25 protein-coding genes are annotated in these 23,847 nt (G+C 65.7%); 10 read left to right on the top strand and 15 right to left on the bottom strand.

Annotated features, from left to right (window positions below):
* Positions 1 to 2: 2 nt before the first annotated feature.
* The 3 genes from ACI6S0_RS00250 to mscL form a co-directional block, all read right to left on the bottom strand.
* A complete protein-coding gene (locus tag ACI6S0_RS00250) occupies positions 3 to 2,372 on the bottom strand; it encodes a chemotaxis protein CheA (protein ID WP_434404548.1) in 2,370 nt (789 codons plus the stop codon).
* 136 nt (positions 2,373 to 2,508) lie between these two features.
* The gene (locus tag ACI6S0_RS00245) at positions 2,509 to 2,781 is read right to left on the bottom strand and encodes a hypothetical protein (RefSeq protein ID WP_004210413.1); all 273 of its coding nucleotides are present in this window, start codon (positions 2,779 to 2,781) and stop codon (positions 2,509 to 2,511) included.
* Positions 2,782 to 2,924: 143 nt separating this feature from the next.
* Positions 2,925 to 3,359 (bottom strand): large conductance mechanosensitive channel protein MscL, encoded by a 435-nt coding sequence (gene mscL, locus ACI6S0_RS00240; RefSeq protein ID WP_004210412.1) that lies wholly within the window; start codon positions 3,357 to 3,359, stop codon positions 2,925 to 2,927.
* 101 nt (positions 3,360 to 3,460) lie between these two features.
* Here mscL and ACI6S0_RS00235 point away from each other — a divergent pair, with 101 nt between their 5' ends.
* From ACI6S0_RS00235 to ACI6S0_RS00220, 4 genes are read left to right on the top strand one after another with little or no spacing between them, the layout of a single operon-like run.
* Positions 3,461 to 4,063 carry a LemA family protein gene (locus tag ACI6S0_RS00235; protein WP_004210411.1) on the top strand — a complete coding sequence of 201 codons (603 nt, stop codon included), beginning with the start codon at positions 3,461 to 3,463 and terminating at the stop codon, positions 4,061 to 4,063.
* A gap of 10 nt (positions 4,064 to 4,073) precedes the next feature.
* Positions 4,074 to 4,871 (top strand): TPM domain-containing protein, encoded by a 798-nt coding sequence (locus ACI6S0_RS00230; protein WP_434404547.1) that lies wholly within the window; start codon positions 4,074 to 4,076, stop codon positions 4,869 to 4,871.
* A 50-nt stretch (positions 4,872 to 4,921) separates the two neighbouring features.
* A complete protein-coding gene (locus ACI6S0_RS00225) occupies positions 4,922 to 5,548 on the top strand; it encodes a TPM domain-containing protein (protein ID WP_180275849.1) in 627 nt (208 codons plus the stop codon).
* A complete protein-coding gene (locus ACI6S0_RS00220; protein ID WP_434404546.1) occupies positions 5,545 to 6,087 on the top strand; it encodes an NUDIX hydrolase in 543 nt (180 codons plus the stop codon). Before ACI6S0_RS00225 ends, ACI6S0_RS00220 begins: the two co-directional genes overlap by 4 nt.
* 219 nt (positions 6,088 to 6,306) lie before the next feature.
* Here the strand turns inward: ACI6S0_RS00220 and ACI6S0_RS00215 are convergent, their stop codons facing one another.
* Positions 6,307 to 6,765, bottom strand: a complete 459-nt coding sequence (locus ACI6S0_RS00215) for a DUF6456 domain-containing protein (RefSeq protein ID WP_434404545.1) — start codon at positions 6,763 to 6,765, stop codon at positions 6,307 to 6,309.
* Between the two features lie 100 nt (positions 6,766 to 6,865).
* On the opposite strand from ACI6S0_RS00215, the gene ACI6S0_RS00210 reads away from it, so the two are divergent.
* Complete coding sequence (locus ACI6S0_RS00210; RefSeq protein WP_048938403.1) at positions 6,866 to 7,429, top strand: helix-turn-helix domain-containing protein; 564 nt, start codon at positions 6,866 to 6,868, stop codon at positions 7,427 to 7,429.
* 57 nt (positions 7,430 to 7,486) lie between these two features.
* Positions 7,487 to 8,656, top strand: a complete 1,170-nt coding sequence (locus ACI6S0_RS00205) for a glycosyltransferase (RefSeq protein WP_125997180.1) — start codon at positions 7,487 to 7,489, stop codon at positions 8,654 to 8,656.
* A gap of 524 nt (positions 8,657 to 9,180) precedes the next feature.
* Here ACI6S0_RS00205 and ACI6S0_RS00200 read toward each other — a convergent pair.
* Positions 9,181 to 10,818: a molybdopterin oxidoreductase family protein gene (locus ACI6S0_RS00200; protein ID WP_434404544.1), complete on the bottom strand. Its 1,638-nt coding sequence runs from the start codon at positions 10,816 to 10,818 to the stop codon at positions 9,181 to 9,183.
* Between the two features lie 143 nt (positions 10,819 to 10,961).
* Between ACI6S0_RS00200 and modA the strand changes: the two genes are divergently transcribed.
* Positions 10,962 to 11,747, top strand: a complete 786-nt coding sequence (gene modA, locus ACI6S0_RS00195; RefSeq protein ID WP_434404543.1) for a molybdate ABC transporter substrate-binding protein — start codon at positions 10,962 to 10,964, stop codon at positions 11,745 to 11,747.
* Between the two features lie 39 nt (positions 11,748 to 11,786).
* Here modA and ACI6S0_RS00190 read toward each other — a convergent pair whose 3' ends face one another.
* The 9 genes from ACI6S0_RS00190 to ACI6S0_RS00150 form a co-directional block, all read right to left on the bottom strand.
* Positions 11,787 to 12,434 (bottom strand): ATP-binding cassette domain-containing protein, encoded by a 648-nt coding sequence (locus tag ACI6S0_RS00190; protein WP_169859759.1) that lies wholly within the window; start codon positions 12,432 to 12,434, stop codon positions 11,787 to 11,789.
* Complete coding sequence (gene modB, locus ACI6S0_RS00185) at positions 12,424 to 13,125, bottom strand: molybdate ABC transporter permease subunit (RefSeq protein ID WP_037506164.1); 702 nt, start codon at positions 13,123 to 13,125, stop codon at positions 12,424 to 12,426. Before modB ends, ACI6S0_RS00190 begins: the two co-directional genes overlap by 11 nt.
* 70 nt (positions 13,126 to 13,195) lie before the next feature.
* Positions 13,196 to 14,482 carry a capsule biosynthesis protein gene (locus tag ACI6S0_RS00180; RefSeq protein ID WP_313391962.1) on the bottom strand — a complete coding sequence of 429 codons (1,287 nt, stop codon included), beginning with the start codon at positions 14,480 to 14,482 and terminating at the stop codon, positions 13,196 to 13,198.
* Entirely contained in the window at positions 14,475 to 16,160 is a 1,686-nt protein-coding gene (locus ACI6S0_RS00175) for a capsular polysaccharide export protein, LipB/KpsS family (protein ID WP_434404542.1), read from the bottom strand. Before ACI6S0_RS00175 ends, ACI6S0_RS00180 begins: the two co-directional genes overlap by 8 nt.
* Positions 16,161 to 16,253: 93 nt before the next feature.
* Positions 16,254 to 17,549, bottom strand: coding sequence for a glycosyltransferase family 4 protein (locus ACI6S0_RS00170; RefSeq protein WP_333883996.1), 1,296 nt, complete (start codon positions 17,547 to 17,549; stop codon positions 16,254 to 16,256).
* A gap of 1 nt (position 17,550) precedes the next feature.
* Positions 17,551 to 17,991, bottom strand: a complete 441-nt coding sequence (locus tag ACI6S0_RS00165; protein WP_434404541.1) for an HIT family protein — start codon at positions 17,989 to 17,991, stop codon at positions 17,551 to 17,553.
* A gap of 9 nt (positions 17,992 to 18,000) precedes the next feature.
* Positions 18,001 to 18,636 carry a CoA transferase subunit B gene (locus ACI6S0_RS00160; RefSeq protein WP_434404539.1) on the bottom strand — a complete coding sequence of 212 codons (636 nt, stop codon included), beginning with the start codon at positions 18,634 to 18,636 and terminating at the stop codon, positions 18,001 to 18,003.
* A 2-nt stretch (positions 18,637 to 18,638) separates the two neighbouring features.
* Entirely contained in the window at positions 18,639 to 19,535 is an 897-nt protein-coding gene (locus ACI6S0_RS00155) for an HAD family acid phosphatase (RefSeq protein WP_434404538.1), read from the bottom strand.
* Positions 19,535 to 20,245 (bottom strand): CoA transferase subunit A, encoded by a 711-nt coding sequence (locus ACI6S0_RS00150; protein ID WP_048936425.1) that lies wholly within the window; start codon positions 20,243 to 20,245, stop codon positions 19,535 to 19,537. The genes ACI6S0_RS00155 and ACI6S0_RS00150 overlap by 1 nt, the downstream gene beginning before the upstream one ends.
* An 88-nt stretch (positions 20,246 to 20,333) precedes the next feature.
* Here ACI6S0_RS00150 and ACI6S0_RS00145 point away from each other — a divergent pair, with 88 nt between their 5' ends.
* Positions 20,334 to 21,218 carry a LysR family transcriptional regulator gene (locus tag ACI6S0_RS00145; protein ID WP_434404536.1) on the top strand — a complete coding sequence of 295 codons (885 nt, stop codon included), beginning with the start codon at positions 20,334 to 20,336 and terminating at the stop codon, positions 21,216 to 21,218.
* Between the two features lie 475 nt (positions 21,219 to 21,693).
* On the opposite strand, the gene thiS is transcribed toward ACI6S0_RS00145, so the two are convergent.
* Positions 21,694 to 22,695: a sulfur carrier protein ThiS gene (gene thiS / locus ACI6S0_RS00140; protein ID WP_136186450.1), complete on the bottom strand. Its 1,002-nt coding sequence runs from the start codon at positions 22,693 to 22,695 to the stop codon at positions 21,694 to 21,696.
* A 131-nt stretch (positions 22,696 to 22,826) separates the two neighbouring features.
* Between thiS and aroQ the strand changes: the two genes are divergently transcribed.
* Positions 22,827 to 23,267, top strand: a complete 441-nt coding sequence (gene aroQ, locus ACI6S0_RS00135) for a type II 3-dehydroquinate dehydratase (protein ID WP_004210356.1) — start codon at positions 22,827 to 22,829, stop codon at positions 23,265 to 23,267.
* Positions 23,268 to 23,350: 83 nt separating this feature from the next.
* A complete protein-coding gene (accB, locus tag ACI6S0_RS00130; RefSeq protein ID WP_004210355.1) occupies positions 23,351 to 23,839 on the top strand; it encodes an acetyl-CoA carboxylase biotin carboxyl carrier protein in 489 nt (162 codons plus the stop codon).
* Positions 23,840 to 23,847 lie beyond the last annotated feature (8 nt).

The raw sequence follows: 23,847 nt of genomic DNA, 5'->3' as shown, positions 1-23,847 counted from the left end.
CCTTATCCGCGCGCGCCGGACAGCGCCGCCATCAGCGCGTCCTGGTCATAGCGGTAGATGCTGGCATCCATCGGCCCGGTGGCCCGCGGCGTGGCGCGCAGATGCACCACCCGACATCCCATGATCTCGGCCACCTGGCCGACATCGCCGGCCGAATAGAGCACGATATCCTGCGCATCGACGGCGTCGCCCGGCAGGCCCAGCACCACTTCATGCCCGGCCTGGCGCAGCAGCGGCGCCAATATCTCGCGGGTCCAGCCATCCTCCGCATCGGCCAGCAGGCAACGGCCCCGGCTGTGCGGCGCGATCGACTCCTGCGGCAGGGCGGCGAACAGGGCGAAGGGGTTGATGACCTCCAGATGCTCGCCATCGACCACCGCGACACCGCTCAGCATGCCGTGCATCGCCACCATGTCCGGCACCAGCGGCATCTGGACGATGTCCAGCACCGCCGCGACCGGGTAACAGGCTTCCAGGCTGCCATCGCGCAGGCGCAGCGCGCAGACCTTGTCCTCGGCAAAGGCGTGGCGGCCGTTCACCACCGGCACCAGCCGCTCGTCCAGCCGGACGAAGGCCTGGCCGCCGGACCGGCCGAACAGCGTGGCGTCGATATCCTCGACCCGTTCGATCAGCGACAGGCGCAGCAGGCGCCGTTCGCCCGACAATTCCTCGAAACGCAGTGCCGCCACCATTTCGACGCCGGCTTCCTGCGCGGCGGCATCCGCCACCGCCCCATGGGCGCGATCGTCGATCAGGTTCGGCAGGCGCGCCGCATTGGCCAGGCCCGCCGCATCCAGCAGCAGCATCGGCTTGCCATTGTCGGGCAGGGTCATGCCGGCATAGACGCCGCTCGCCATCACCAGCGGCGATGCGGGACGGATCACCAGTTCCTCATGATTCTCGACCGCGGACACACCCATGGCAAAGGGCACGCCGGTCGCCGATCGCACCACCATCACGGCGCGCGGTCCGATCTGCTGCGGCTTGTCCATGCCCAGCACATCTTCCAGGTCGATCATCGAATGGCGGAGCGACCGGATCGTCGCGATCTTGGCGCCGCCGACATCGGCAATCTGCATCATCTCGTTATTGTCGTGCAGTATCTCGACCACCGCCGCACGCGGGATCGCGAAATGCAGGCCGCCGGCGCGCACGATCAGGCCCGGAATGATGGTCAGCGTCAGCGGCACGCGCAGCGTGATGCGCAGCCCCTGCCCCGGATGATTGTCCAGCGCGATGACGCCGCCGATCCGTTCGATATTGGCCCGCACCACGTCCATGCCGACGCCACGGCCAGACACCGCCGTCACCTTGGCGGCCGTCGTCAGCCCCGGCTGGAAGATCAGGTCCAGCTTGTCCTGCTCGGTCATCCGCGCCGCCGCATCGGGCGTCAGCCGCCCGGCAGCAATCGCCTTTTCCACCAGCCGCGCGGTGTTGATGCCGGCACCGTCATCGCTGATCTCGATCACGATCTGGTTGCCCGACTGGCGCGCTTCCAGCCGCAACCGGCCGGCCTCCGGCTTGCCCGCCGCACGCCGCCGCTCGGGCGTCTCGATGCCATGGTCGATGCTGTTCCGCACGATATGAGTGAGCGGGTCGACGACCATCTCCACCATCTCGCGGTCCATCTCGACATCGCCGCCTTCCAGGCTCAGCTCGATCCGCTTGTCGAGATCGCGGCTCAGGTCGCGCACCATGCGCGGCATCGCCGCGAACAGGCGCTCGACCCGCTGCATGCGGGTCTTGGAAATGACGTCGCGCATGTCCGCGACACAGGTGGACAACCGCTCGAACGCGCTGTCCAGTTCGGGGTCGGCCGACCGGTCGCGCAGCTTGCGCGACAATTCGTTGCGCGCCAGCACCATGTCCGACACGCCGTTCATCAGCTGGTCGATCAGCGACAGCGGCAGACGAATGGTGCGCAGCGCCTGGCCCTGGCGCACCGCCGCGACCGGCGCCGCCGGCTCTTCGGGCTCCGCTTCCTCGGCTGGCGCCGCGGTCACCTCCACCTGCGTCAGCGCACCGATCAGATATTCGTCATTCTCGTTGGGCAATGCCGCGCCACGCGCCACCGCCTCGGCCAGTTCGCCGATCCGGTCCATGATCGCCAGCACCGCGCTGACGGTCGCGGGATCGGGCTTGCGATTGCCGGCGCGAATCTCCGACAGCACATCCTCGGCCGCATGGCTCAATTTCTCGAAGCGCGGCAGATTGAGGAAGCCGCAGCTCCCCTTGACCGTATGGAAGAAACGGAAAATGGCGTCCAGCCGCTGGCTATCGCCCGGATTGGCCTCCCAGGCGACGACTTCGCCCGCCAGGGCCTCCAGCGTTTCCTGCGTTTCGGATATGAATTCCTGAAGTAACTCGTCCATTCCCACGACCTTTGGATGCGCGCGAGGGCACCATGGCCGGCCGTGGTTAAGGGGCCGTTAAAGGCGCGGGCAGGCAAAGAAAAAGGGCGCCGCAAGCGCGACGCCCCTTTGGCCCGATGGTCGGTGCCGCAGCGGATCAGTGCTGCTTCTTCTCCACCGCGTCGGCGGCAGCCTCGCCCGCCTCGCGGGTGGCGTCGGCCTTGTTCTCCAGCGCGTCGGCCGCATTTTCGGCTGCGTTTTCGGCGTTGCCCGACAGGTTGTCGGCCATCGCTTCCATGTTCGCGGCCTGGTTGTCGAGAGCGTCCGCCTGATTCTCGTAGGCATTCTCGACCTTGTTTTCCTGCTTGGAATCGCACGCGGCGAGCGAGACCATGCTGGCAAGGCCAAGGATTGCGACGAAGCTTTTCACAGCGTTTTCTCCTGTTGCGCCCCCTCAGGGCAGACATGTTCGACACGAGGTCCGGGACGATCCATGCCATCCCGAACCCTGACGCCGATCAACCGGCCGCGCCCCCAATGGTTCCCACCGGGGCCTCGGTTCGTCGCAATCGCTTATTTTTTCAGCGAGTCGCGAATCTCGCGCAGCAGCACGATATCCTCCGGCGTGACGGCCGGCGCCGGCGCTTCCTCGGGCTTGGCCAGAACCTTGTTCACCAGCTTCACCAGCAGGAAGATGATGAAAGCCAGGATGATGAAATTGACCAGCACGGTCAGGAACTGGCCCCAGCCGAACATGGCGACGCCGGCCGCCTTCAGGTCGGCATAGCTGTTGGGATTGCCCTTGAACCCCTCGGGCAGGTCGCCCAGGCGCAGGAAGTAGCCCGAAAAGTCAGCACCACCGAAAAGATAGCCGACCACCGGCATGATCAGGTCATCGGTCAGCGACTTGGTGATGGTGGCGAACGCGCCACCGATGATGACACCAACCGCCAGGTCCATGACATTGCCGCGATTGATGAACGTCTTGAATTCCGAAATCAGCCCCATGATGAACCTCTTGTCCTGCCTTCGATAAACTCTGCATGGCCCGTTGCACGCCATCCGACAACGCCCTATTTCCGTCAGCGAAACAGAGCCGAGGATGTTCCATGCTTTTCCCGCGTCGCCTCTCCCGCCTTTTGCTGCCGGTCATGGGCGCGCTTGCGCTGTCCGCCTGCGGCATCAACAGCGTCCCCACTGCCGAGGAAAATGCCAAGGCCAAATGGGCTGACGTCCAGGCGCAATATCAGCGCCGCGCCAACCTGACCGGCAACCTGGTCGCCACGGTCAAGGCCGCCGGCAAGCAGGAACAGGCGACGCTGACCGCCGTGACCGAGGCCCGCGCCAAGGCGACCTCGATCCAGATCAACGCCGCCGACCTGTCCGATCCGGCCAAGGTCGCGCAATATCAGGCCGCCCAGGCACAGCTGAGCCAGGGCCTTGGCCGCCTGCTCGCCTCGGTCGAGGCCTATCCCGACCTCAAGACCAACGAGAATTTCCTCCAGCTCCAGTCGCAGCTGGAAGGCACGGAAAACCGCATCGCCGTCTCGATCCGCGACTATAATGAAGCGGTGCAGGCCTATAATACCCGCATCCGCACCTTCCCCGACGCGATCGGCGCCAAGCTGATCCATGGCGCAAAGCCCATGGCCCCGTTCCAGGCGGTCACGCCCGGCGCGGAAGAAGCGCCCAAGGTCGACTTCGGCAACTGAGCCGATAACGATGCTGAGGCGCCTGCTGCTGGTCCTTGCGCTGCTGGTCTTCATACCGGCGGCGCAGGCACAGACCTTCCCCAAGCTGACCGGCCAGGTGGTCGATGCCGCGAATCTGCTCTCGCCGCAGCAGGAGCAGGCGCTGACCGCCAAGCTGGCCGCGCTCGACAAGCAGAGTGGGCGACAGGTGGTGGTCGCCACCGTGCCCGATCTCCAGGGCTATGAGATTGGCGACTATGCCTATCAGCTCGGCCGCAGCTGGGGCATCGGCAGCAAGGAAAAGGACGACGGCACGATCCTGCTGGTCGCCCCGAACGAGCGCAAGGTGTGGATCGCCACCGGCTATGGTGTCGAGGGTATCGTCACCGACGCGCTTGCCTCGCGCATCTATCGCACCGCCATCATCCCGCGCTTCAAGGCGGGCGACTTTCCCGGCGGCATCGATGCGGGCGTCAACGAACTCGCCACCCTGCTGACCCTGCCGCCCGAGGAGGCGAAGGCGCGCGCCGCCGCAGCCGAGGCGGAAGAGCGTAAGGGCGACAATGGCGGCGGCGCCGTCATGCTGGTCTTCTGGGTCATCGTGATCGTCATCGTCGGCATATCGATGTTCGCCAGCCGCGGCGGTCGCGGACGGCGCTATCGCGGCGGTGCCGGCCCGGTCATCATCTGGGGCCCGTCCGACAGCGGATGGGGCAGCGGCGGCGGCTCGGGCTGGGGCAGCGGCGGCGGCTGGGGCGGCGGCGATGGCGGCGGCTTCTCCGGCGGCGGCGGCAGCTTCGGCGGCGGCGGTGCGGGAGGCAGTTGGTGAAGCCGGTACAGTTCAGCGAACGCGATCATGACCTTGTCTCGGCCGCCGTGATGGAGGCCGAACAGCAGACATCGGGCGAGATCGTGCCGATCGTCGCGCGCCGGTCCGACGCCTATCATGATGTCGGCCTGCACTGGGCGATCGGCACCGTCTTCGTCGCCCTCGCCTTTTTCGCCTTCTTCCCGGACTATCTGCGCGACCTGGCCGGCCGGCTGCTGGGCGACTGGGACCATCAGGTCGCCGACTGGAAGATGTTGACCATCCTGCTGGGCGACCTGATCCTCGACTTCCTGGTGGTGCGCTACCTGCTCGCGATCATGCCGCTCCGCATGGCGCTCACCCCGCGCGCGACCAAGGCGCGCCGGGTCCGTCGCCGCGCCATATTGCTGTTCCGTGCCGCTGCCGAGGCCCGCACCGCCGGCCGCACCGGCGTCCTCATCTATCTCTCGCTCGACGAGCATCGCGCCGAAATCGTCGCCGACAAGGCGATCAATGACCGCGTCACCCCCGAAGCCTGGGGCGAGGCAATGGCGCTGCTGATCGATGCGGTGCGCGACGACCGGCCGGGCGAAGGGCTTGCCCTCGCCATCGGCCGGGTCGGCGCGATTCTGGCGCCGCACTTCCCCCGCGCCGCCGACGACATCAACGAACTGCCGGACAGACTGATCGAATTATGAGCGATAATGACTGGAATGCGCCTGAGGAAACCATGTGGACCGGGCGCTTCATCACCGCGAAGAAGCGCGGCAAATGGGAATATGTCGGCCGCGCCCGCGGCATCCGCGCCGCCGTCATCCTGGCGATCGACGAGGACGAAGACGGCCGCCATGTCCTGCTGGTCGACCAGTATCGCGTACCGCTCGGCAAGCGCTGCATCGAACTGCCCGCGGGCCTGGTCGGCGATCATGACGCTGGCGAGGACGCCAGCCTCGCCGCCAGCCGCGAACTGGAGGAGGAGACCGGCTATCTCCCCGGTCGCCTCGAATCGCTCGGCGAATTTTTCAGCTCCCCCGGCATGGTCTCGGAAAGCTTCACCCTGTTCCGCGCCCATGACTTGGTGAAGACCGGCGAGGGCGGCGGCGTCGACAGCGAGGATATCCGCGTCCACCGCGTCCCCCTCGCCACCCTGCCGGACCAGATCGCCGCCTGGCGCGAACAGGGCTTTGCCATGGACGTGAAGCTGCTCCTGCTCCTCGGCGCAGGGTTCATCGCCTGAATGCAAACATACCTCGCCCCTCCCTTCCAGGGAGGGGTTGGGGTGGGTAGCGAGCGCAGCGGGGTTCGTGGCCTAGGCGCTACGCGCCGCTGCATATTTATTCCGTTCGCCCTGAGCGAAGTCGAAGGGCATGACTGAGCGAAGGCGAAGTCATCGCCTCGCGCCGCTCGGCCGAAGGCTTCGACTTCGCTCAGCCCGAACGGTTCATTTAGCCCCCCCTCACCCCACCCGATACCAGTCCGCCACCCGGTCGAGCGCCAGCCCCAGCACCAGCTTGCCCGCGCGGCTGGGCCAGCCCAACGCCCGCTCCGCCGGTCCCAGCCCCTCGCCCGCGCACACCACGCGCCACAAGATATCGGCCAGTCCCGGCCCAGCCGCCCGCACCGCGCCGTCGAACCGCTCGCGCGCCGACAATTGCGCGGCGCTCGGATTGGGCATCGCCGCTGCGCCGCCCCGTCGCCGCTCCGCCGGTGCCCCGTCCCAGCGCATCGTCACCCGCGCGCCCAGCCCCGCCTGCTCCCAGTCGCGCCGCAGCCTCTCCCCCGCCGCCAGCTGCCGGTCGCTCACATGGCCGCGTGCATGCAGCCAGCCGAGCGGCGATTCCCCCAGATGCAGCTTCACCGCCTGCATCTTACCGGCAGGGTCTTCGATCATCTGGTCGACAAACTGGGCGGCCATGGCGGCATCTCCTGACAGGGTGGGAAAGGCCGGGGGCTTGCCACGACGGATAATCTGTAGGAAAGAGAAAACCAAATAGGTTATCAACCCGAGGACAGCCATGATCACCCGCATCCGCGAGGTCCGCAAGGCCAAGGGCCTGACGCTGGAACAGGTGGGCTTGCTCTGCGTGCCGCCCACCACCGCCCAGACCATCGGCCGGCTCGAAACCGGCACCCGCACCGTCTCGGTCAAATGGCTGAACCGGATTGCCGATGCGCTCGGCGTCACCAGCGCGGAACTGGTCGCCCTGCCCGGCCAGAGCGAAGTGCCGGTCGCCGCCCTGCTCGGGCCAGAGGGCGCGCGCGCGCCGGTCCGCGCCCTGTCCTTCCCGCCGCCCGTGCCCGCCGACGGCATGATCGGTATCCAGGTCAATGCCAGCATCGGCGACTATCGCAGCGGCGACGCCATCTGGTGCCGCCGCATCGCCCCGGCCGATTTCGCCAGCGCCTTGAACCGCGACGTGCTCTTCCCCCGCCCCGCCGGCCGCTTCCTGTTCGGCCGCCTCATCGGCCGCGAGGGCGACCGGCTCCAGATATTGCCGCTCGGCCATGGCGCCCGGCAACAGGTGCTGACCGACCCACCCTGGGGCGCGGTGGCGGTGCAACTCGTCCGACGGCTATAGCCAAGCGCCCCCGCCACGCCTAAGCCTCGCTTAACCGACATGCAGTAGGGAGGGCCCATGACACTCAACGTCCTCACGCTTTCCACGCTCTTCCCGGACATGAGCCGGCCCAATTTCGGCGTTTTCGTGGAGCGACAGGCGCGCGAACTGGCGAGCCGCCCCGACGTCAGCGTCACCGTCGTCGCCCCGATCGGCATGCCACCCTGGCCGCTGTCGCGCGCCGGCCGCTATGCCCCGCTGCGCGCCCTGCCACCCAAGGAAAGGTGGAAGGATCTGACCGTCTATCGGCCGACCTTCCCGATCATCCCGAAATTCGGCGGCCGCACCAACGTCCTCACCATGACCCGCGCCATCCTGCCGCTGGTCAAGCGGCTGCACGCCCAGACCCCGTTCGACGTGATCGACGCCAGCTTCTTCTTCCCCGACGGCCCGGTGGCCCAGCGCCTGTCGAAGGCGCTCGGCATCCCCTATTCGGTCAAGGCGCGTGGCGCCGACATTCATCATTGGGGCACGCAGCGCGGCACGAAGAAGATGGTGAGGCGCGCTGCCGACGGCGCCGCCGGCCTGCTCGCCGTGTCGGCCGCGATGCGTCGTTCCATGGGCCGGATGGGCATCGATGCCGACAAGATCCGGGTCCATTATACCGGCGTCGATCTCGACCGCTTCGAAATCGCCGACCGCGATCAGGCCAAGGCCGCGCTCGGCTTCGAAGGGCCGCTGATCCTCTGCGTCGGCGCGCTCATCCCGCGCAAGGGCCAGGATATTCTGGTCCGCGCCCTGCCCCAGCTGCCCGGCACCACCCTGCTGCTCGCCGGTCAGGGCCAATATCGCCGGATGCTCGAAAATCTCGCGCAGGAACTGGGCGTCGAACGGCGCATCGGCTTCCTCGGCTCGGTGCCGCACGACCGGTTGCCGCGCCTCTATGCTGCCGCCGACGTGATGGCGCTGCCGTCGGAATCCGAAGGGCTCGCCAATGCCTGGGTGGAATCGCTCGCCTGCGGCACGCCGATCGTCATCACCGATGTCGGCGGCGCCCGCGAGCTGCTCGATCGCCCCGAAGCCGGCAAGATCGTCGATCGCGAACCCGAAGCTCTGGCCGAAGCGATCGCCGACATATTGGCCGACCCGCCCGAACGCGACGCCGTCCGCGCCGCCGCCCTGCGCTTCACCTGGACCGCCAATGGCGACGCCCTGCTCGATCACCTCACCGGCATAGCGCGAGGCTGAAGCTTTCCAGAATATGCCTTCGGCCCTCCGCTGGGAGGACAATATTGGGTGTTTCCTGCCATCCCCCTCCCGTAAACGGGAGGGGTAGCGAGACTTGCGCGCGCAGCGCGTTAGTCGCAGCGGGGTGGGCTATGGCAACGTCCAGCCCACCCCCTTGATGGGAGTCACGCGCCTCCCATGTTCCCCCTCCCGCCTGCGGGAGGGGGAACATGGCCGCTCTTGGTCGGTAGCAGCCCCTTCGCTTTCCTACTCTCGCCCTTTCTGTTCCACATGCGTCGATGGAACGCCGCACCCTTTCCCGCCTCCACTGCCGCCACCCACGCGACACTGTCGCGTCGCTGTCCTTTCCCTGTCGCCTCGCTGTCGCGTCGCAGGCGCGACACCGGCGCCTGATCGTCGCGCGGCCATCATCCCGCGCCGACCGACCTGACGCCAATCCGCCAAAAGACGCGCCACCACATGCCGCACAACGGTGTGAACTTTCTACTGTCGCGTCGGCGCCCCGTCGCCCGGCGATCTACCGCCTAGGACAGGGGCAGCAGGCGGGCCTTGCCGTCCGGCGTCGGGAAGCGCCCCTCGTCGAACGGCAGCTCGCCCCAGCGCCACGGGGTCAGTTCCTCATAGGCGGGGTTGGAAATCGGGGCATGACGGCGCAGGTTGAGCAGCCGCGCGCCGTCATTGCCATAGGCGGTCAGGCGCACATGCTCGCGATAGATTTCCGCCGCCCATTCATAATGGAAGGCCGCCTGCCAGCCCATGGCGCGCGCGACCTGGGTGACGATCCACCAGTCGGGCTTCGCTTCGCCGGGCAGCGGGAACAGCCGGCGCTGGCGGCTGATCAGCCGGTCCGCGCCGGTCAGCGTGCCGTCCTTCTCGACCCAACTGGCCGATGGCAGCACGACGCCGCGCCCGTCCCGCTCGGGATCGGCCCAGGGCGTGGAGCGGATCGCCAGCGGCACCACGTCCAGCGCCGCGCACAACCAGGCCGGATCAATGCCGTCGCCGCTTATGCTCAACAGCGCGCGGATGCGCCCGTCCCGCACCGCCTCGGCCAGTTGCGCGCCATCCAGCCCCGGCCCGGTCGCCATCGCCTCCGCCGACCAGAAACGGGCTATTTCGGCCATCGCCTCTGCCGTGAAGCCGCGATGCGCCGCAAGCCCCGCTGCATGGCAGCCGACCTCGCGCCCACCCATGCCATTGGCCGCGGCCGTCATGGCAAAGGGCGCCGCCCCCGGCCTGCCGATCCGCCCCGTCGCCAGATGGAAATCGATCACCGCCCGTGCCAGCCCCTCGTCCGCGCCGCCAAACAGCGTCACGATCCGCGGCACCGCGGCGATCCGGTCATAGAGCGCGCGCAGGTCCACCGGCGACAGACCACAACTGCGCGCCACCGACCACAGATCATGGCGGGTCCGCAGTTGCGCCCAGAAATCATCGGGCACGCTGACGCTGCGCGCCAGATAGTCGCCATCGGTCGCGCCGACATCATGGCAATGGCGCAGCAGTCCGGCGATCCAAGCCGCCATGCCGTCGCGCGGCACGTCGATGCGCAGGTCGGCCTCGATGCTCGTCCCCTCGCCCGGCGCCGCCAGCAGCAGCAGTTCGACGCCCTGCTCGGCCCGCGCCGCCGCGATCCGCGCGCCCAGCACCGGATGATCCTGCGCCAGATCCGCGCCGATCATCAGGATCAGCTCGGCCCGCTCGATATCCTCATAGGCGGCGGGCATCACATCCTCGCCATAGGCCGCGCGCTGCGCCAGCGCCGCGCCGTCATTCGCCGCCCAGCCCGCATCGACATGGGCCGAACCGATGAAGCCCTTCATCAGCTTGTTGGCGACATAATAATCCTCGGTCAGCAGGCCGCCGCCAACCTGCAGCGCCACGCTGTCCGCACCATGCTGGGCGACCACCGCCGACAAGCGCCGCGCGACCTGTGCGATCGCCTTCTCCCAGCGTTGCGGCCGACCGTCTATCATCGGCTGGAGCAATCGCCCTTCCAGCCCGACCTCTTCCGCGATCTCCAGCCCGCGCCCGCACAGCCGCCCGGCATTGGCCGGATGCATCCGGTCGCCCTCGACCATCAGGTCGCGATCCTCGCCGGTGATGGCCCGCAGGCCACAGCCGACGCCGCACCGGCCGCAAAGCGTGCGTATCACTGCCATGTCAAAGGGCTGCGCGGGTCCGGCCGGAACGGACGAAGGGGGGAAGGATCGGCATCACCGGCGCCTGCTTAGCGGATCAGGCGCGGCGACAAAAGCATGTGCCGACAATTGCATGGCCGCGGCGCCGGGCGCACAAGGCGTCCATGCGCTTCCTTCATCCGATTCCGCTCCTGCTGCGCGCGCTCGCGCTCCTGTCACTTTTGCTGTCACCATCCTGGGCAACTGCTCAGGACAAGCGCGGGCCACTGGTTCTTGCCGCCGCCAGCCTGCAGGAATCGATGAATGCCGCCGCCGATGCCTGGGCGCGGCAGGGCCATGCCCGCCCCGTCCTGTCCTTCGCCGCCTCCTCGGCACTGGCCCGGCAGATCAAGGCCGGTGCCCCCGCCGACCTGTTCGCCTCCGCCGACGAGGATTGGATGGACGATATCCAGAAGGCCGGCTTCGTCGCGCGCGGCAGCCGCGCCGACATGGCCGGCAACCGGCTGGTGCTGGTCGCCCCGGCCGGCAAGCCGGTGCGGCTGCGCATCGGCCGCAACATGCCGCTCGCCGCCGCGCTGAACGGCGGCCGCCTCGCCATGGCCGATCCCGACGCCGTACCGGCGGGCAAATATGGCAAGGCGGCGCTCACCGCGCTCAATGTCTGGCCCTCGATCGCGGACAAGGTCGCGCGCGGCGACAGCGTGCGCGCCGCCCTCGCCCTGGTCGAACGCGGCGCCACCCCGTTCGGCATCGTCTACGCAACCGACGCCCGAGCCTCGAAATCGGTACAGACGGTCGGGAGTTTCCCGACCGGCAGCCATCCGCCGATCCGCTATCCGGTGGCGCGGCTGACCGCCAGTCGCCACCGCGATGCGGAAGGCTTCCGCCGATTCCTGCTGTCGGCGCAGGGCCGGGCGATCCTTGGCCGTTACGGCTTCAGCGCACCCTGATCGCCGATTGTTTTTCTACGGATCGCGCACACCATCATCTCAAAGCCCCGCCCCATCTCCGGTTTTCGACGGACGGATCGAGACAAGGTCGGCTCCCAGCGCCTCCAATTCTGCACGATCGTGACTGACATAAAGAATCGGGATCGATGTGGCCGCGTGCAACTTGCGTATAAGCTCCAGTATCTGGTCCTTCAGGCCCTGGTCCAGGCCCGTCAATGGCTCATCCATCAACAAAAAATGAGGATTGGCTAGCAAGGCACGCCCAATCGCCACGCGCTGCGCCTCCCCCCCGGAGAGAGAATGTGGCCGGCGCTCAAGCAGATCGCCGATGCCTAACATGTCGACGACAGCTGGCATATCAAGCGCGCTTCTTCCACTATGCCTTCGGCCATAAATAAGGTTCCGGCGCACGCTCATGTGCGGAAAGAGGCGCAGATCCTGAAAAATATAGCCGCAATGCCTCTGCGCGATGGGCAGGTCTACGCCGACGGCGCTGTCAAACAACGTGCCCCCGGCAATCGCGACACGACCTTCATCGGGACGTAATAGACCGGCCACCATGTTGAGCAGGCTGCTCTTACCTGCCCCAGATGGACCAAATAGGCCGACGATCGCACTGGAACTGGCAATGTCTATGGCCAGATGATTGGCTCCCAGTCGGCGACGGACATGGATGTCAAAGGACATGGTCGCCCCTGCCCATGCGTCTCGCGAGCCATTCGGATGCCATCAGCGCGCCGAGCGACAGCGCAATCGAAATCAGTGCCAGCCGCAATACCGCATTTTCGCTGTCCGGCAGTTGCAGCGCGGAATAGATGGCGATCGGCAGTGTTCGGGTCTCCCCTGGTATATCGGATACAAAGGTAATGGTGGCGCCAAATTCCCCGATCGATCGAGCAAAACCCAGGATCATGCCAGCCAATATGCCCGGAACCGCGAGTGGCAACGAGATGGTGCAGAAGACCCGGATACGGCCGGCTCCGAGCGTCTGGGCGACAGCCTCCAATCGTCGATCGATTGTCTCAATAGACAGCCGGATAGCGCGCACCATCAGCGGCATCGCCATGATTGCTGCCGCGAGCGTTGCGCCCGTCCAGCGAAACAACAGACTGATGCCAAACCAGCTTTCCAGCCAATAACCAAAGACACCCTGCCGACCAAACAGAAGCAGCAGTAGCCAGCCGGTGACCACCGGTGGCACCACCAACGGCAAATGCACCAGTGCATCAAGCATCAGTTTGCCAGGAAAACGATAGCGCGCGAGCAACCATGCCAAGGCAAAAGCTATCGGCAGCATCGCGAAGACCGCTGTCAGACTGACCCGGAGCGAAAGCCCGATGATCGCCCATTCTTCAGCACTGATCGATGACAATAGCATGTAGTCACCGATTCACTTCGGCAAGATTGCGCATTCGCCGATCAATGGCGATGGTCACCAAAATTGTCCTTTAGCGTACTCCACGTAACGCCGTGCCCTTTTGCATTGTCCATCGTGGGGCCCGGCCTCTGTCTGGCCGGATAATCTGCGCAGGCGCCCGCAACAGCCGATCAACCGCGTTGCTGACGAGCATCTGCAGCCCTTCCTCGCTCAGAAGCCCTCCGCGAATGAGGCAGCGATCGACCAGAACTCGCCGAAACGCTGAATAGAGCGTCATGTCCGGCTGGCGCGGCGCCGACCAAAAATCATCAAGGCTCGACTGATGCACCACTCCTGGCACCTTGTAGACTGCGTGCCCCAGAACCACGACAGGCTTGCCGGCATTGAGCGCCAACGTGCCTACAGTGCTGTTCACCGTCACTACGCCCAACGACTTGCCCACCACTTCGGCAATGTCCCAATCGGCCAGATAGACGACACGGTCCTTTACGCCATAATGAGCGGCCAGCCGGCGAGTCAGTCGGTCCCAGGCGACAAGACCGGGGTCCAGCGGATGGCGTTTCACCACAAGAGAGACATGATCAGGCGCATGCTGCGCAAAGCTCTTGATAGCGAAACGCAGCGCAGCGCGCATGTTACCGAATGGCGAATGAACGCGAATCTGATAATCGGAGTTGAGTTGCAACGGGAGCGCGAAATAGGGCTTATCCTTGACCGTATCCCACGCCTTGAAAGACCGGCGCCCGTCACCGCGACGCATGACCAGCTTGCGACACCAGGCGACCGATTCCATCAGGAAACTATGCGGTCGGTGGGTTCGGTAGAATGGGAAATAGGGCCGCATGAATGCAGCGGCCAGACCATTGCGCATCGTGTTGCGCGCACGGGCATTGAAGGTCGAGGGCACGGGCGGCAGATTATCGATATAGTCCGGCAAGCCCCGGACCTGGTCTAGATACCATTGTGGGTCCAGCGGCAGAGTCGAATTGCCGTTAACGCCATCGTCCTGCAATGTCAGAAAATCGGGTCGAATATACCCTTCCTCCACGACATGAACATGCAAGTTGCGCAGCCGTGCCATGCCATGTGCCGAGGTATGGTAGGGACGGCAATCACCATAGAGAATCAGATCCGTAACGCCATGATTGACGATAAAATCGTCAAAGAAGAGCGGCCAGTTACGAAATGTTCCACGATAATCGGTGGCATCTCCTGGCCAATCGACCTTGTCGCCACCATTGATGTTGATCCGCAGAGCAGAATGCCCGTGCTTGCGCAACGCGTCCGCAAGCATCGAGAAATAGGGACCATGCGGCCCCTGCAGGAACAAGAATGTTTTCGACGTTGGTTCAGCCATGAAGGAACTCAGCGGACAATGTCATAAATCTTCGTAGCTTCCCCTGTAGCGCGCGCAGCCGGATGAGCCATGTCATCGGCGGCGTCGATCCACTCGCTAGGCGGTCCACCATCAGTTCGGGACCACAAGGCAAGCGCGTCACGGGATCGATGTAGCGAGGATAGAGAATGAGTGCGGCCGCGACAAGTCGATCCACGTCGAGTTGTCGCCCCCGTCGCGGAGAGGATTTGGCAAGGTCGCGAGTCAGCCCCCAACCAGCGTAGAAAGGCATGCCATGCACCGTAACGGAACAGCCGCGCATCAACGCCTCAAAGCCTGTCAGCGATGACAGGACATGCACTTCGTCCACCGCCTGCACCAACGCCATCAGGGGCGCGCCGCTGTCGATCTCGTCGGCATGTTCCAGCACGACAGCGTCGCTCAAATGCCCCTTGCGGTGGCCGGCCTGCACATCGGGGTGCGGGCGATAGATGATCCAGGCGTTCGGTTCTGCACGGCGCACTCGCGCCAGAAAGTCGAGATTGCCATCGACCCCGGCCCCGCCCAGTTGCACCGACATGTCGTCATCGACCTGCCCCACCGCCAGTACCGTGCGCCGGCCGGGCGGCAAGTCGATCATTTGGCCCGCCTCGGCACCATATTTGGTGACACCGGCATCACAGACCCGCGCGCGCAGCAGCCGCGCGCGTTCGACCAGGTTCGGCGAAAATACATGCGTGGCGAGCAAGCTTTCCAGATCGCTTGCCCCGCGCGCATTATAATAGATGCCGCATCGATCGATCACCACCGATCCGGGCGGATGCAGCGCCGCGCCAAGCCCCCGTGAACGCAAAAACCCGTCCTCGACGCGTGCCAAAGCAACGCCGGCAGCAGCCGCATCTGCTGCGATGGTCACGGGCACCCGCGATGGCCAGATCGCCAGCGCGCCCGCTTCCCGCCGTGCCCGCGCCAAGCCGCGTGCAGGTGGCAGGAAGGGCGGTGAGCGGACTCCATCCCACAGGAAATGACGCATCGCTTCCCGCTTCCAGAATGCCATGCCGCTTGCCGCCGCAATTCCTCTGTTGCCGTCCACATGCCGTCGCCAATCGGCCAGTTGCGCAATTGCATGTGCGGCATCGACCATTTCGCCACTGAAGCAATCGCGATAGCTGGCGCTGGCCAGCCGATAACGGGCCGCTTCCTTCAACTGCTCTGAAGAGAACGCCGCACCATCCGGCCCGAAGACCGCAATGCCCAACAAGCCGGCAACGATGGCCAGGTCATCGTCCACCTCGGCATGGACAGTACGCGCGTCGGCCAGCAACGCCCAGGGATCGCAGACCGAAGGCAGCCAATGCCCGACTGCTGGCGCTGGCCCACGCTTCGCGCTAACATCAGCGGGCACAACGCCGATCTGCCCGGCAACAAGACCGACGCAGATGGAGGGATCGATGCGCACGCCTTCGCGCGCGACCAGCAGCAGACCTTTTGGCCGATATCCCCAGAAATCGCCGCCCACCCGTGCCAGCCGCAACGCATCCAGTAACGCGTCGGATATGGGCGCCAAGAAGCCGCCCTGGTCATCCTGACTGATGGCCGCAACGGCGGGATCAATGCCGGGGAAAGGCGGCGACCGCAGGAACGGAACACGGTCTGCGCGACGGCAGGCTCTGACTCCCGCGTCGGCCATTTCCGCCATGTCCACATACCCCCGACGACGCCCCCCAGGCCTACCAACGCCAAGGAGGGAAATTGCATTCAACCCATTCCATGATCGCCTGAAAATTCCAGGTCAAGGAACAGTAGCAGTCACATCTTCCAATAGCTGCGCCACTATGTCGAAATAGTCACGCCAGGTCGGCGCGTGCCATCCGCCGATCCGTGCAAGCTGCGCCGCCCGCTGCGGCGAATCCGCTGCGGCATAGGCGTGGATCATCCGCATCCAGCCCATGCCATCGAGCGGATCGATATAATCGGGCGCATCCCCGCCCACCTCGCGATGGGCTGAAATGTCACTGCAGATCACCGGGACGCCGGCGCACAGCGCTTCGACCACCGGCATGCCGAACCCTTCGGCAAAGGACGGCATCAGCATCGCCCGCGCGCCCGCGACCAGATCCTGCATCTGGTTGTCGGGCAGCTCGCCCGCCTCGACCACATGGCCGCGCAGCGCCTCGCCCCGCTCCAGCATGTCGATGACATTCTCATTTTCCCAGCCGCGCCGACCGATCAGCACCAGCATCGGCGCCGCATCGCCCAGTTCGTCCACCATCCGCCGCCAGATATTGAGCAGCAGCAGATGGTTCTTCCGCGGCTCGATGGTCGACAGATAGACGAAATAGGGCCGCTCAGGGATCGCCGTGCCGGACCCGCCAAACACATCGGGCGGGTCGGCGCCGAAATGGGCGACGCATGTCTGGCGATCGGCCAGGCCGTTCGACAGATGCGGTTCCAGCGCGTCCAGCGTCGCCTGGCTATTGCCGATGATGCCGGTTGCATAAAGATCGATGCTGCGCAGCCGGCGACGATGCTCGTCTGCCCCTTGCGGCCGGGCGAACTCGGGATGGCTCAGCGGAATGACGTCATGCACCAGCGTGACGAACTTCGCGCCTTCCGCCCGCAAAATCGCCCCTACCTGCGCCGCATCGTCCAGATGATGGGGCGATGCCTGCAGATAGATGCGCGGCCCCTTGGCCTTGGGCACCGGGCGCGGGCGTGTCGCGAACATGTGGCGGATCACCGCCGCCCGCTCCTTGCGCTCGTCGGGCGAATCCACATTGCGCCATTTCGCGGCGGTGAAGGCCAGGAACTGGCGCACCGCGGCATGGTTCAGGCGGCCATAATAGCCGCCGGCGGGGTGAACGGCGGCGAAGGCCAGCCGGTCCGGCATCCGCTCCAGCAATTCGCGGGCATAGACATATTCGACCCGGTCGATGCCGGTCGGCGTCGGGTGGAAAGCGCGCGAGAGCAGACGCGAGATGTCGAGGATCACCTCGGCTCCACCCCGATCGCCGGTCAGATAGCTGTTGGCGGGCTTGGACCGCAGCGCCAGCCGCGCGCCCGGCGCCTTGAAGGGTTTGAGTGCCACGTCAGAACTGCGCGCGAATCTCTTCGGCCAGCGCCGCCAGCGCATCCTTGTCCGCCTGCGCGCCGGCGCCATGGGCGGCGAAGCCCTTGGGGTCGCCCTCCCAGCGCGGCAGGATATGGACATGCAGGTGGAAGATCGTCTGCCCCGCCGGCGCGCCGTTATACTGGGCGATCTGGATACCGTCGGGGTTCAGCGCCTTGCGGATGGCGGTGGCGACCTTCTTGGTGGTCGCCATCACCTCACCCAGCGCCTCATCCTCCATCTCCAGCAGGTTGCGGGCCTTGGACCATTTGGAAATGACCAGTGCATGGCCCCGCGTCTGCGGCATGATGTCGAGGAAGGCGAAGGTGTTCTCGTCCTCGTACAGCTTGGTCGACGGGATCTTGCCCTGCAGGATCAGGGCAAAGATATTGGCTTCGTCATAGGTGCCGTCGAGGCTCATGAAACGCCCTTAGCTGATATAATGGGCGGTCGTCTTAGCAGCGACTTCCTCCGCGGTCACGCCCGGTGCCCGTTCAATGAGCTTGAACGGGCTGTCATGGTCGGCGCGCTGGAAGACGCACAGGTCCGTGACGATCATGTCGACCACATTCTTGCCGGTCAGCGGCAGGGTGCAGGCCGGGATGAACTTGGGATCGCCATTCTTGGATGTATGCTCCATCACCACGATGATCTTCTTGACGCCCGCGACCAGGTCCATCGCGCCGCCCATGCCCTTGATCATCTTGCCGGGGATCATCCAGTTGGCGATGTCGCCATTCTCGGCCACTTCCATCGCGCCAAGGACGGTGAGGTCGATATGCCCGCCACGGATCATCGCGAAACTGTCGGACGAACTGAAATAGGCCGATTGCGGCAGCTCGCTGATCGTCTGCTTGCCGGCGTTGATCAGGTCCGCATCCTCCTCCCCCTCATAGGGGAAGGGGCCGATGCCCAGCATGCCATTTTCGCTCTGCAGCGTCACTTCGACGCCATCGGGAATATGGTTCGCCACCAGCGTCGGGATGCCGATGCCCAGATTCACATAGAAGCCGTCCTCCAGCTCCTTCGCCGCACGCGCGGCCATCTCGTCACGGGTCCAGGCCATTATCACTTCTCCCCTTGGGCGGGCGGTGCCCACCTCTTGTCGGCAGGAAAAACATCGTCGAAGCCGCCCTTGAGGCCGCTGCCATAAACGGGGTTGGGCAGGACGAACCAGCCCGCGCCCCAGAGTTTCGCGATCGCCGGGCCTTGCGTCGCGGCGCGGCGCGCCGGCACGCTCTGCCCGACATTGAACAGGTCCGTGAAATCGCCCAGCTGATCGCCGCCCAGCGCGATCACGCAATAGCTGCGCGAGATCGTCCAGCGCCGGCCATCCTTGCGCGATCCCATCGCGTCGTCGCCGGCCAGATACAGCGTCTGGCCATGCACCGCCTCGCCCAGCCCCGCCGCCTTGATCGCGCGCGCGGTCGCGTCGGCATTGGCGGCCGAGCGGTTGGTGTTGAAGATCACGGTGACACCCATCGCCCGCAGCGCGCTGAGGCCGCTGTCCGCGCCCGGCACCGGCCCGACCGCGCCTTCGCCGGTCTTTTCCCACGCATCCCAGTCGGCGGCATCATAGCCCTTGCCGGTCTTCGCATCATGATATTCGAAGCCGGTGTTCAGCATCACCGTCTCGTCGACGTCGAACACGGCGGCGAACGGCCGGTTGCCGCACGGCACATATTTGGGCGCATCCAGGCTCGCGCCTTCGGCCAGCACGACAGAATCGGCCGGCCGTGCCTTCACGACGGCAGCGGCATGAGCGACCAAAGCGGTCCAGGCCTGGCGCGACAGCGCCGCCGCCTCGCCCGATCCGTAGAGATATTGCATGCCCGCCGGCGGCACCGCCGGTCCGGTCGGAGTCACCGGCGCCGGACCCGTCGCACTTGTCGTCGCGGTGGTAGTTGCACAGGCCGCCAGCGGCGCCAGCAACAGCGCCGGCGCAAGCCGCATCATCGTCGCCATCAGGCCGCGTCCCTCTGGCGCACGGTGCGGAACTCGATCTTCTTGTCATAGGGCGCGCCGACGATCATCCGCTTGACGTAGATGCCGGGCAGATGGATCGCATCGGGGTCCAGGCTGCCGACCGGCACCACTTCCTCCACCTCGGCGATGCAGATCTTCGCCGCGGTCGCCATCGGCGCGTTGAAATTGCGCGCGGTCTTGCGGAAGATCAGGTTGCCGCTCTCGTCCGCCTTCCAGCCCTTGATGATCGCGACATCGGCAAAGATGCCGCGCTCCAATATATAGTCCTGGCCGTCGAAATTCTTGACCTCCTTGCCTTCGGCCACCGCCGTGCCGACGCCGGTCTTGGTGTAGAAGCCGGGAATGCCCGCCCCGCCCGCGCGGCAGCGCTCGGCCAGCGTCCCCTGCGGACAGAATTCCACCTCCAGCTCGCCGGCCAGATATTGCCGCTCGAACTCCTTGTTCTCGCCGACATAGGAGGAGATCATCTTCTTGACCTGGCGCGTGCGCAGCAGCTTGCCCAGCCCCTCGCCGTCGATGCCCGCATTGTTGCTGGCGATGGTCAGGTCCTTGACCCCCGAATCGCGGATCGCGTCGATCAGCCGTTCGGGGATGCCGCACAGGCCAAAGCCGCCCGCGCACAGATGCATGCCGTCGAACAGCAGCCCCTCCAGCGCAGCGGCGGCATCGGGGTAGAGCTTCTTGGCCATCGGCATCCATCCTTTTGAAATTTCAGCGCAGACTAGGCAGGCAAACCGATCAATACCAATGATTTGTTTTTTCAGTTAAACCCAAACAATGTCTATCAATCGCATCGCCTTCTACCACCTCGAAACCCTGCTCTGGATCGCGCGGCTGGGCACCTTCGCGGCGGCGGCGGCGCGCCTCAACACCACCCAGCCAGCCATTTCTGCGCGGGTGCGCGAACTGGAAAGCCATCTGGGCACCGCGCTCTTCCGGCGCGAGGGGCGGACGATGGCCCTCACGCCCGCCGGGCGCGAACTGGTGCGGGAAAGCGAACCGCTCTGGGCGCGTTTCCAGGGCGTGCTGATGGGGTGCAGCGACATATCCGGCGCGACCGGCATCATCCGCATCGGCGCGGGCGAGATTGCCGCCGCCAGCTGCCTGCCCGGCTTCGTCGCCCAGCTTGGCCGCGACCTGCCCCATGTCAGTCTGGAGGTCGACATCGCGCTCACCGCCGACCTCATCCAGCAGCTCGCTTCGGGCCATGGCGACCTCGCCTTCGCCGCCGGCCGCATCGCCCATCCGATGCTGCGTACCGCGCCGATCGGCAGCGTCGACCTGCTCTGGCTCGCCAGCCCCGCAACCGTCGCGACGATGGCAGACATCCGCCCGCCGATCTGGTCGCTTACCAACCTGTCGCCGCTCTACCGCATCATGAAGGACGCGATCGCCGCGTCGGACCTGGCCGACTGCCCGCTCAACCTGTGCAACAATGTCCGCACCATGATCGACATCGTGCTGGAAGGCGGCGGCATCGGCATCTTCCCCCGGCCGATGGCCCGCCAGCAACTGGCCGAGCGGCGCCTGGTCCCGGTGCCCGGCGCCCCGCTCATGCCCCCGGTCGACTTCCACGTCGCCGTCCGCGCCGCCGAAGCAGACCCGCTGGTGCTCGCAATCTTCGACCGAGCCAGCCGGCTGGCGTTGCGGGGTGAGGAATGAAAAACTAGGGATGGGGTCGCGGTCAACCTGATCGGTTAAATAATGGGCTTCCGCCCCTCCCTCACAACGTCATGCTGAACTTGTTTCAGCATCCATCCAGCCCAATAGTCCATTGGCCTGCTGGGACAAATGGACCCTGAAACAAGTTCAGGGTGACGATGCTGTTAGCGACAGCTTCCGCCCCTCAACCGCGCTGTCCTACACGCGTTTCTTCTGATTTATTCTGAGGGATGGAACATCCGCCCCCAAGCAACCGGCCATGCGCCGCCCAGGCGTCGCTTCCCTGTCGCCCCAATGTCGCGTCATTGTCGCGTCATTGTCGCGCCGAACGCGCGCGATCGTGACCCGATTGTCGCGCGACTGTCGCTTCGCTGTCGCGTCGCGGGCGCGTTCCTGGCGCATTGGCCCGGAATCACCTCCACGACACTGTGAACTTCGACTGTCGCGTCGAATCCCGCGCCGCGACGCCCTGGAATCAGATCAGGCCGGCAAGCGGGCTCGACGGGTCGGCATACATGCGCTTGCCCATGCGGCCGGCGCGATAGGCCATGCGGCCGGCCTCGACACCCGCCTTCATCGCCGCCGCCATCAGCACCGGGTCCTTCGCCTCGGCAATGGCTGTGTTCATCAGCACGCCGGTGCAGCCCAGCTCCATCGCCTGCGCCGCTTCAGACGCGGTGCCCACGCCCGCATCGACCAGCACGGGCAGCTTGGTGCCTTCCACGATCAGGCGGATCGTCACCTTGTTCTGGATGCCCAGGCCCGACCCGATCGGCGCGCCCAGCGGCATGATCGCGACCGCGCCGGCATCCTCCAGCCGCTTGGCCGCGATCGGATCGTCGACGCAATAGACCATCGGCTTGAAGCCTTCCTTGGCCAGCACCTCGGTCGCGCGCAGTGTTTCGACCATATCCGGGTAGAGCGTCCGCGCTTCGCCCAGCACTTCCAGCTTCACCAGTTCCCAGCCGCCCGCCTCGCGCGCCAGGCGCAGGGTGCGGATCGCCTCCTCACCGGTGAAGCAGCCGGCGGTGTTGGGCAGGTAGGTGACCTTTTTCGGGTCGATATAGTCGGTCAGCATCGGCGCGTTGGGATCGGACACATTGACGCGACGCACCGCCACGGTGACGATCTCCGCCCCCGACGCGACCAGCGCGGCGGCATTCTGCTCGAAATTCTTGTATTTGCCGGTGCCCACGATCAGGCGCGAGCGGAAGGTCTTGCCGGCCACCGTCCAGCTGTCATCGTCAACGGCGGTCACATCGCCACCACCAACAAAATGCACGATCTCCAGTTCGTCGCCATCCTCGACCTTCACATCGGCCAGAGTCGAACGCGGCACCACTTCCAGATTGCGCTCCACCGCCACCTTCTCTGGCGCGAAGCCCAGTTCGCTCGCCAACTCGGCCAAGGTCAGGCCGTCGCGGATGCGGCGATGCTCGCCATTGATGTGGATGGAGATGGTGCCGTCGATGCTCACTACATTATCCCGTTCGTGGCTGGAAACGTGTCTCGACTTGGCGCGACACGAAGGGCTAAAGATCAGCGCGCATATAGGGGCGGCGACGCCGCGCCCGCAACAGACAAGTCTCGACCGACTGGGGGATCGCCATGGCGGACACACGCAAAATCTATGTTCTGAACGGCCCGAACCTCAACATGCTCGGCACCCGCGAACCGGAAATCTACGGCTATGACACGCTGGACGACATTGCCGAGCGGATGGAGGATGCCGCACACCGCGCCCATGTCGAGATCGACTTCCGCCAGTCCAATCATGAAGGCCATCTGGTCGACTGGGTGCAGGAGGCGCATCGCGAGGGCGCCCACGCCATCATCATGAATCCCGGCGCCTATACCCACACGTCGATCGCGCTGCATGATGCGATCAAGAGCATCACCGTGCCGGTGATCGAGATCCACCTGTCCAACCCGCACACGCGCGAGGCCTTCCGCCACAAATCCTATGTCGGCATGGCCGCCAAGGGCACGATCGCGGGCTTTGGCGCCATGTCCTACATGCTGGCGCTCGAAGCAGCCCTGGAACTGTAGAACGCACAAAAGTTGCGCTTTGGCGCAAATGAGCATAGGCGCTGGCCGCCAGAACGCATTTTGAAAGACGACAAGGGTCAAGCATGAACGACAAGCATGACAAGGGCGCGATGCAGGTGGACGTCACCCTGGTGCGCGAACTGGCAGCTTTGCTGGACGACACCAACCTGACCGAGATCGAGGTCGAGGACGGCGATCGCAAGATTCGCGTGGCGCGCAAGATCGGTGGCGGCGCCCCCATCTTTGCAGCGCCCGCTGCCGTAGCGGCACCCGTCGCTGCCCCGGCTGCGGCACCGGCCGCTGCCCCCGCCGCGGCGGCCGAGCCCGCCCTGCCGGCCGGCAATGTGGTGAAGTCGCCGATCGTCGGCACCGCCTATCTTTCGGCAGAGCCGGGCGCAGCCCCCTTCGCGCGCGTCGGTGCGCAGGTGAAGGCCGGTGAAACCGTGCTGATCGTCGAGGCCATGAAGGTGATGAACGCGATTACCGCGCCCGTCGCCGGCACCGTCAAGGCCGTGCTGGTCGATAACGGCCAGCCGGTCGAATATGACCAGCCGCTGATCGTCATCGAATAAGGCCGCGA

It is taken from the genome of Sphingobium sp. DN12, assembly GCF_051058005.1.
Taxonomy (GTDB): Bacteria; Pseudomonadota; Alphaproteobacteria; order Sphingomonadales; family Sphingomonadaceae; genus Sphingobium; species Sphingobium yanoikuyae.
This window is presented reverse-complemented; position numbering and strand designations above follow the sequence as displayed.

What these genes read in the sequence shown, in the direction of transcription:
- ACI6S0_RS00250 (WP_434404548.1), bottom strand. Translation starts at nt 2,372, where the DNA reads ATGGACGAGTTACTTCAGGAATTCATATCCGAAACGCAGGAAACGCTG.
- mscL (WP_004210412.1), bottom strand. Translation starts at nt 3,359, where the DNA reads ATGGGGCTGATTTCGGAATTCAAGACGTTCATCAATCGCGGCAATGTC.
- ACI6S0_RS00235 (WP_004210411.1), top strand. Translation starts at nt 3,461, where the DNA reads ATGCTTTTCCCGCGTCGCCTCTCCCGCCTTTTGCTGCCGGTCATGGGC.
- ACI6S0_RS00230 (WP_434404547.1), top strand. Translation starts at nt 4,074, where the DNA reads ATGCTGAGGCGCCTGCTGCTGGTCCTTGCGCTGCTGGTCTTCATACCG.
- ACI6S0_RS00225 (WP_180275849.1), top strand. Translation starts at nt 4,922, where the DNA reads ATGGAGGCCGAACAGCAGACATCGGGCGAGATCGTGCCGATCGTCGCG.
- ACI6S0_RS00220 (WP_434404546.1), top strand. Translation starts at nt 5,545, where the DNA reads ATGAGCGATAATGACTGGAATGCGCCTGAGGAAACCATGTGGACCGGG.
- ACI6S0_RS00215 (WP_434404545.1), bottom strand. Translation starts at nt 6,765, where the DNA reads ATGGCCGCCCAGTTTGTCGACCAGATGATCGAAGACCCTGCCGGTAAG.
- ACI6S0_RS00210 (WP_048938403.1), top strand. Translation starts at nt 6,866, where the DNA reads ATGATCACCCGCATCCGCGAGGTCCGCAAGGCCAAGGGCCTGACGCTG.
- ACI6S0_RS00205 (WP_125997180.1), top strand. Translation starts at nt 7,487, where the DNA reads ATGACACTCAACGTCCTCACGCTTTCCACGCTCTTCCCGGACATGAGC.
- ACI6S0_RS00200 (WP_434404544.1), bottom strand. Translation starts at nt 10,818, where the DNA reads ATGGCAGTGATACGCACGCTTTGCGGCCGGTGCGGCGTCGGCTGTGGC.
- modA (WP_434404543.1), top strand. Translation starts at nt 10,962, where the DNA reads ATGCGCTTCCTTCATCCGATTCCGCTCCTGCTGCGCGCGCTCGCGCTC.
- ACI6S0_RS00190 (WP_169859759.1), bottom strand. Translation starts at nt 12,434, where the DNA reads ATGTCCTTTGACATCCATGTCCGTCGCCGACTGGGAGCCAATCATCTG.
- modB (WP_037506164.1), bottom strand. Translation starts at nt 13,125, where the DNA reads ATGCTATTGTCATCGATCAGTGCTGAAGAATGGGCGATCATCGGGCTT.
- ACI6S0_RS00180 (WP_313391962.1), bottom strand. Translation starts at nt 14,482, where the DNA reads ATGGCTGAACCAACGTCGAAAACATTCTTGTTCCTGCAGGGGCCGCAT.
- ACI6S0_RS00175 (WP_434404542.1), bottom strand. Translation starts at nt 16,160, where the DNA reads ATGGCGGAAATGGCCGACGCGGGAGTCAGAGCCTGCCGTCGCGCAGAC.
- ACI6S0_RS00165 (WP_434404541.1), bottom strand. Translation starts at nt 17,991, where the DNA reads ATGAGCCTCGACGGCACCTATGACGAAGCCAATATCTTTGCCCTGATC.
- ACI6S0_RS00160 (WP_434404539.1), bottom strand. Translation starts at nt 18,636, where the DNA reads ATGGCCTGGACCCGTGACGAGATGGCCGCGCGTGCGGCGAAGGAGCTG.
- ACI6S0_RS00155 (WP_434404538.1), bottom strand. Translation starts at nt 19,535, where the DNA reads ATGGCGACGATGATGCGGCTTGCGCCGGCGCTGTTGCTGGCGCCGCTG.
- ACI6S0_RS00150 (WP_048936425.1), bottom strand. Translation starts at nt 20,245, where the DNA reads ATGGCCAAGAAGCTCTACCCCGATGCCGCCGCTGCGCTGGAGGGGCTG.
- ACI6S0_RS00145 (WP_434404536.1), top strand. Translation starts at nt 20,334, where the DNA reads ATGTCTATCAATCGCATCGCCTTCTACCACCTCGAAACCCTGCTCTGG.
- aroQ (WP_004210356.1), top strand. Translation starts at nt 22,827, where the DNA reads ATGGCGGACACACGCAAAATCTATGTTCTGAACGGCCCGAACCTCAAC.
- accB (WP_004210355.1), top strand. Translation starts at nt 23,351, where the DNA reads ATGAACGACAAGCATGACAAGGGCGCGATGCAGGTGGACGTCACCCTG.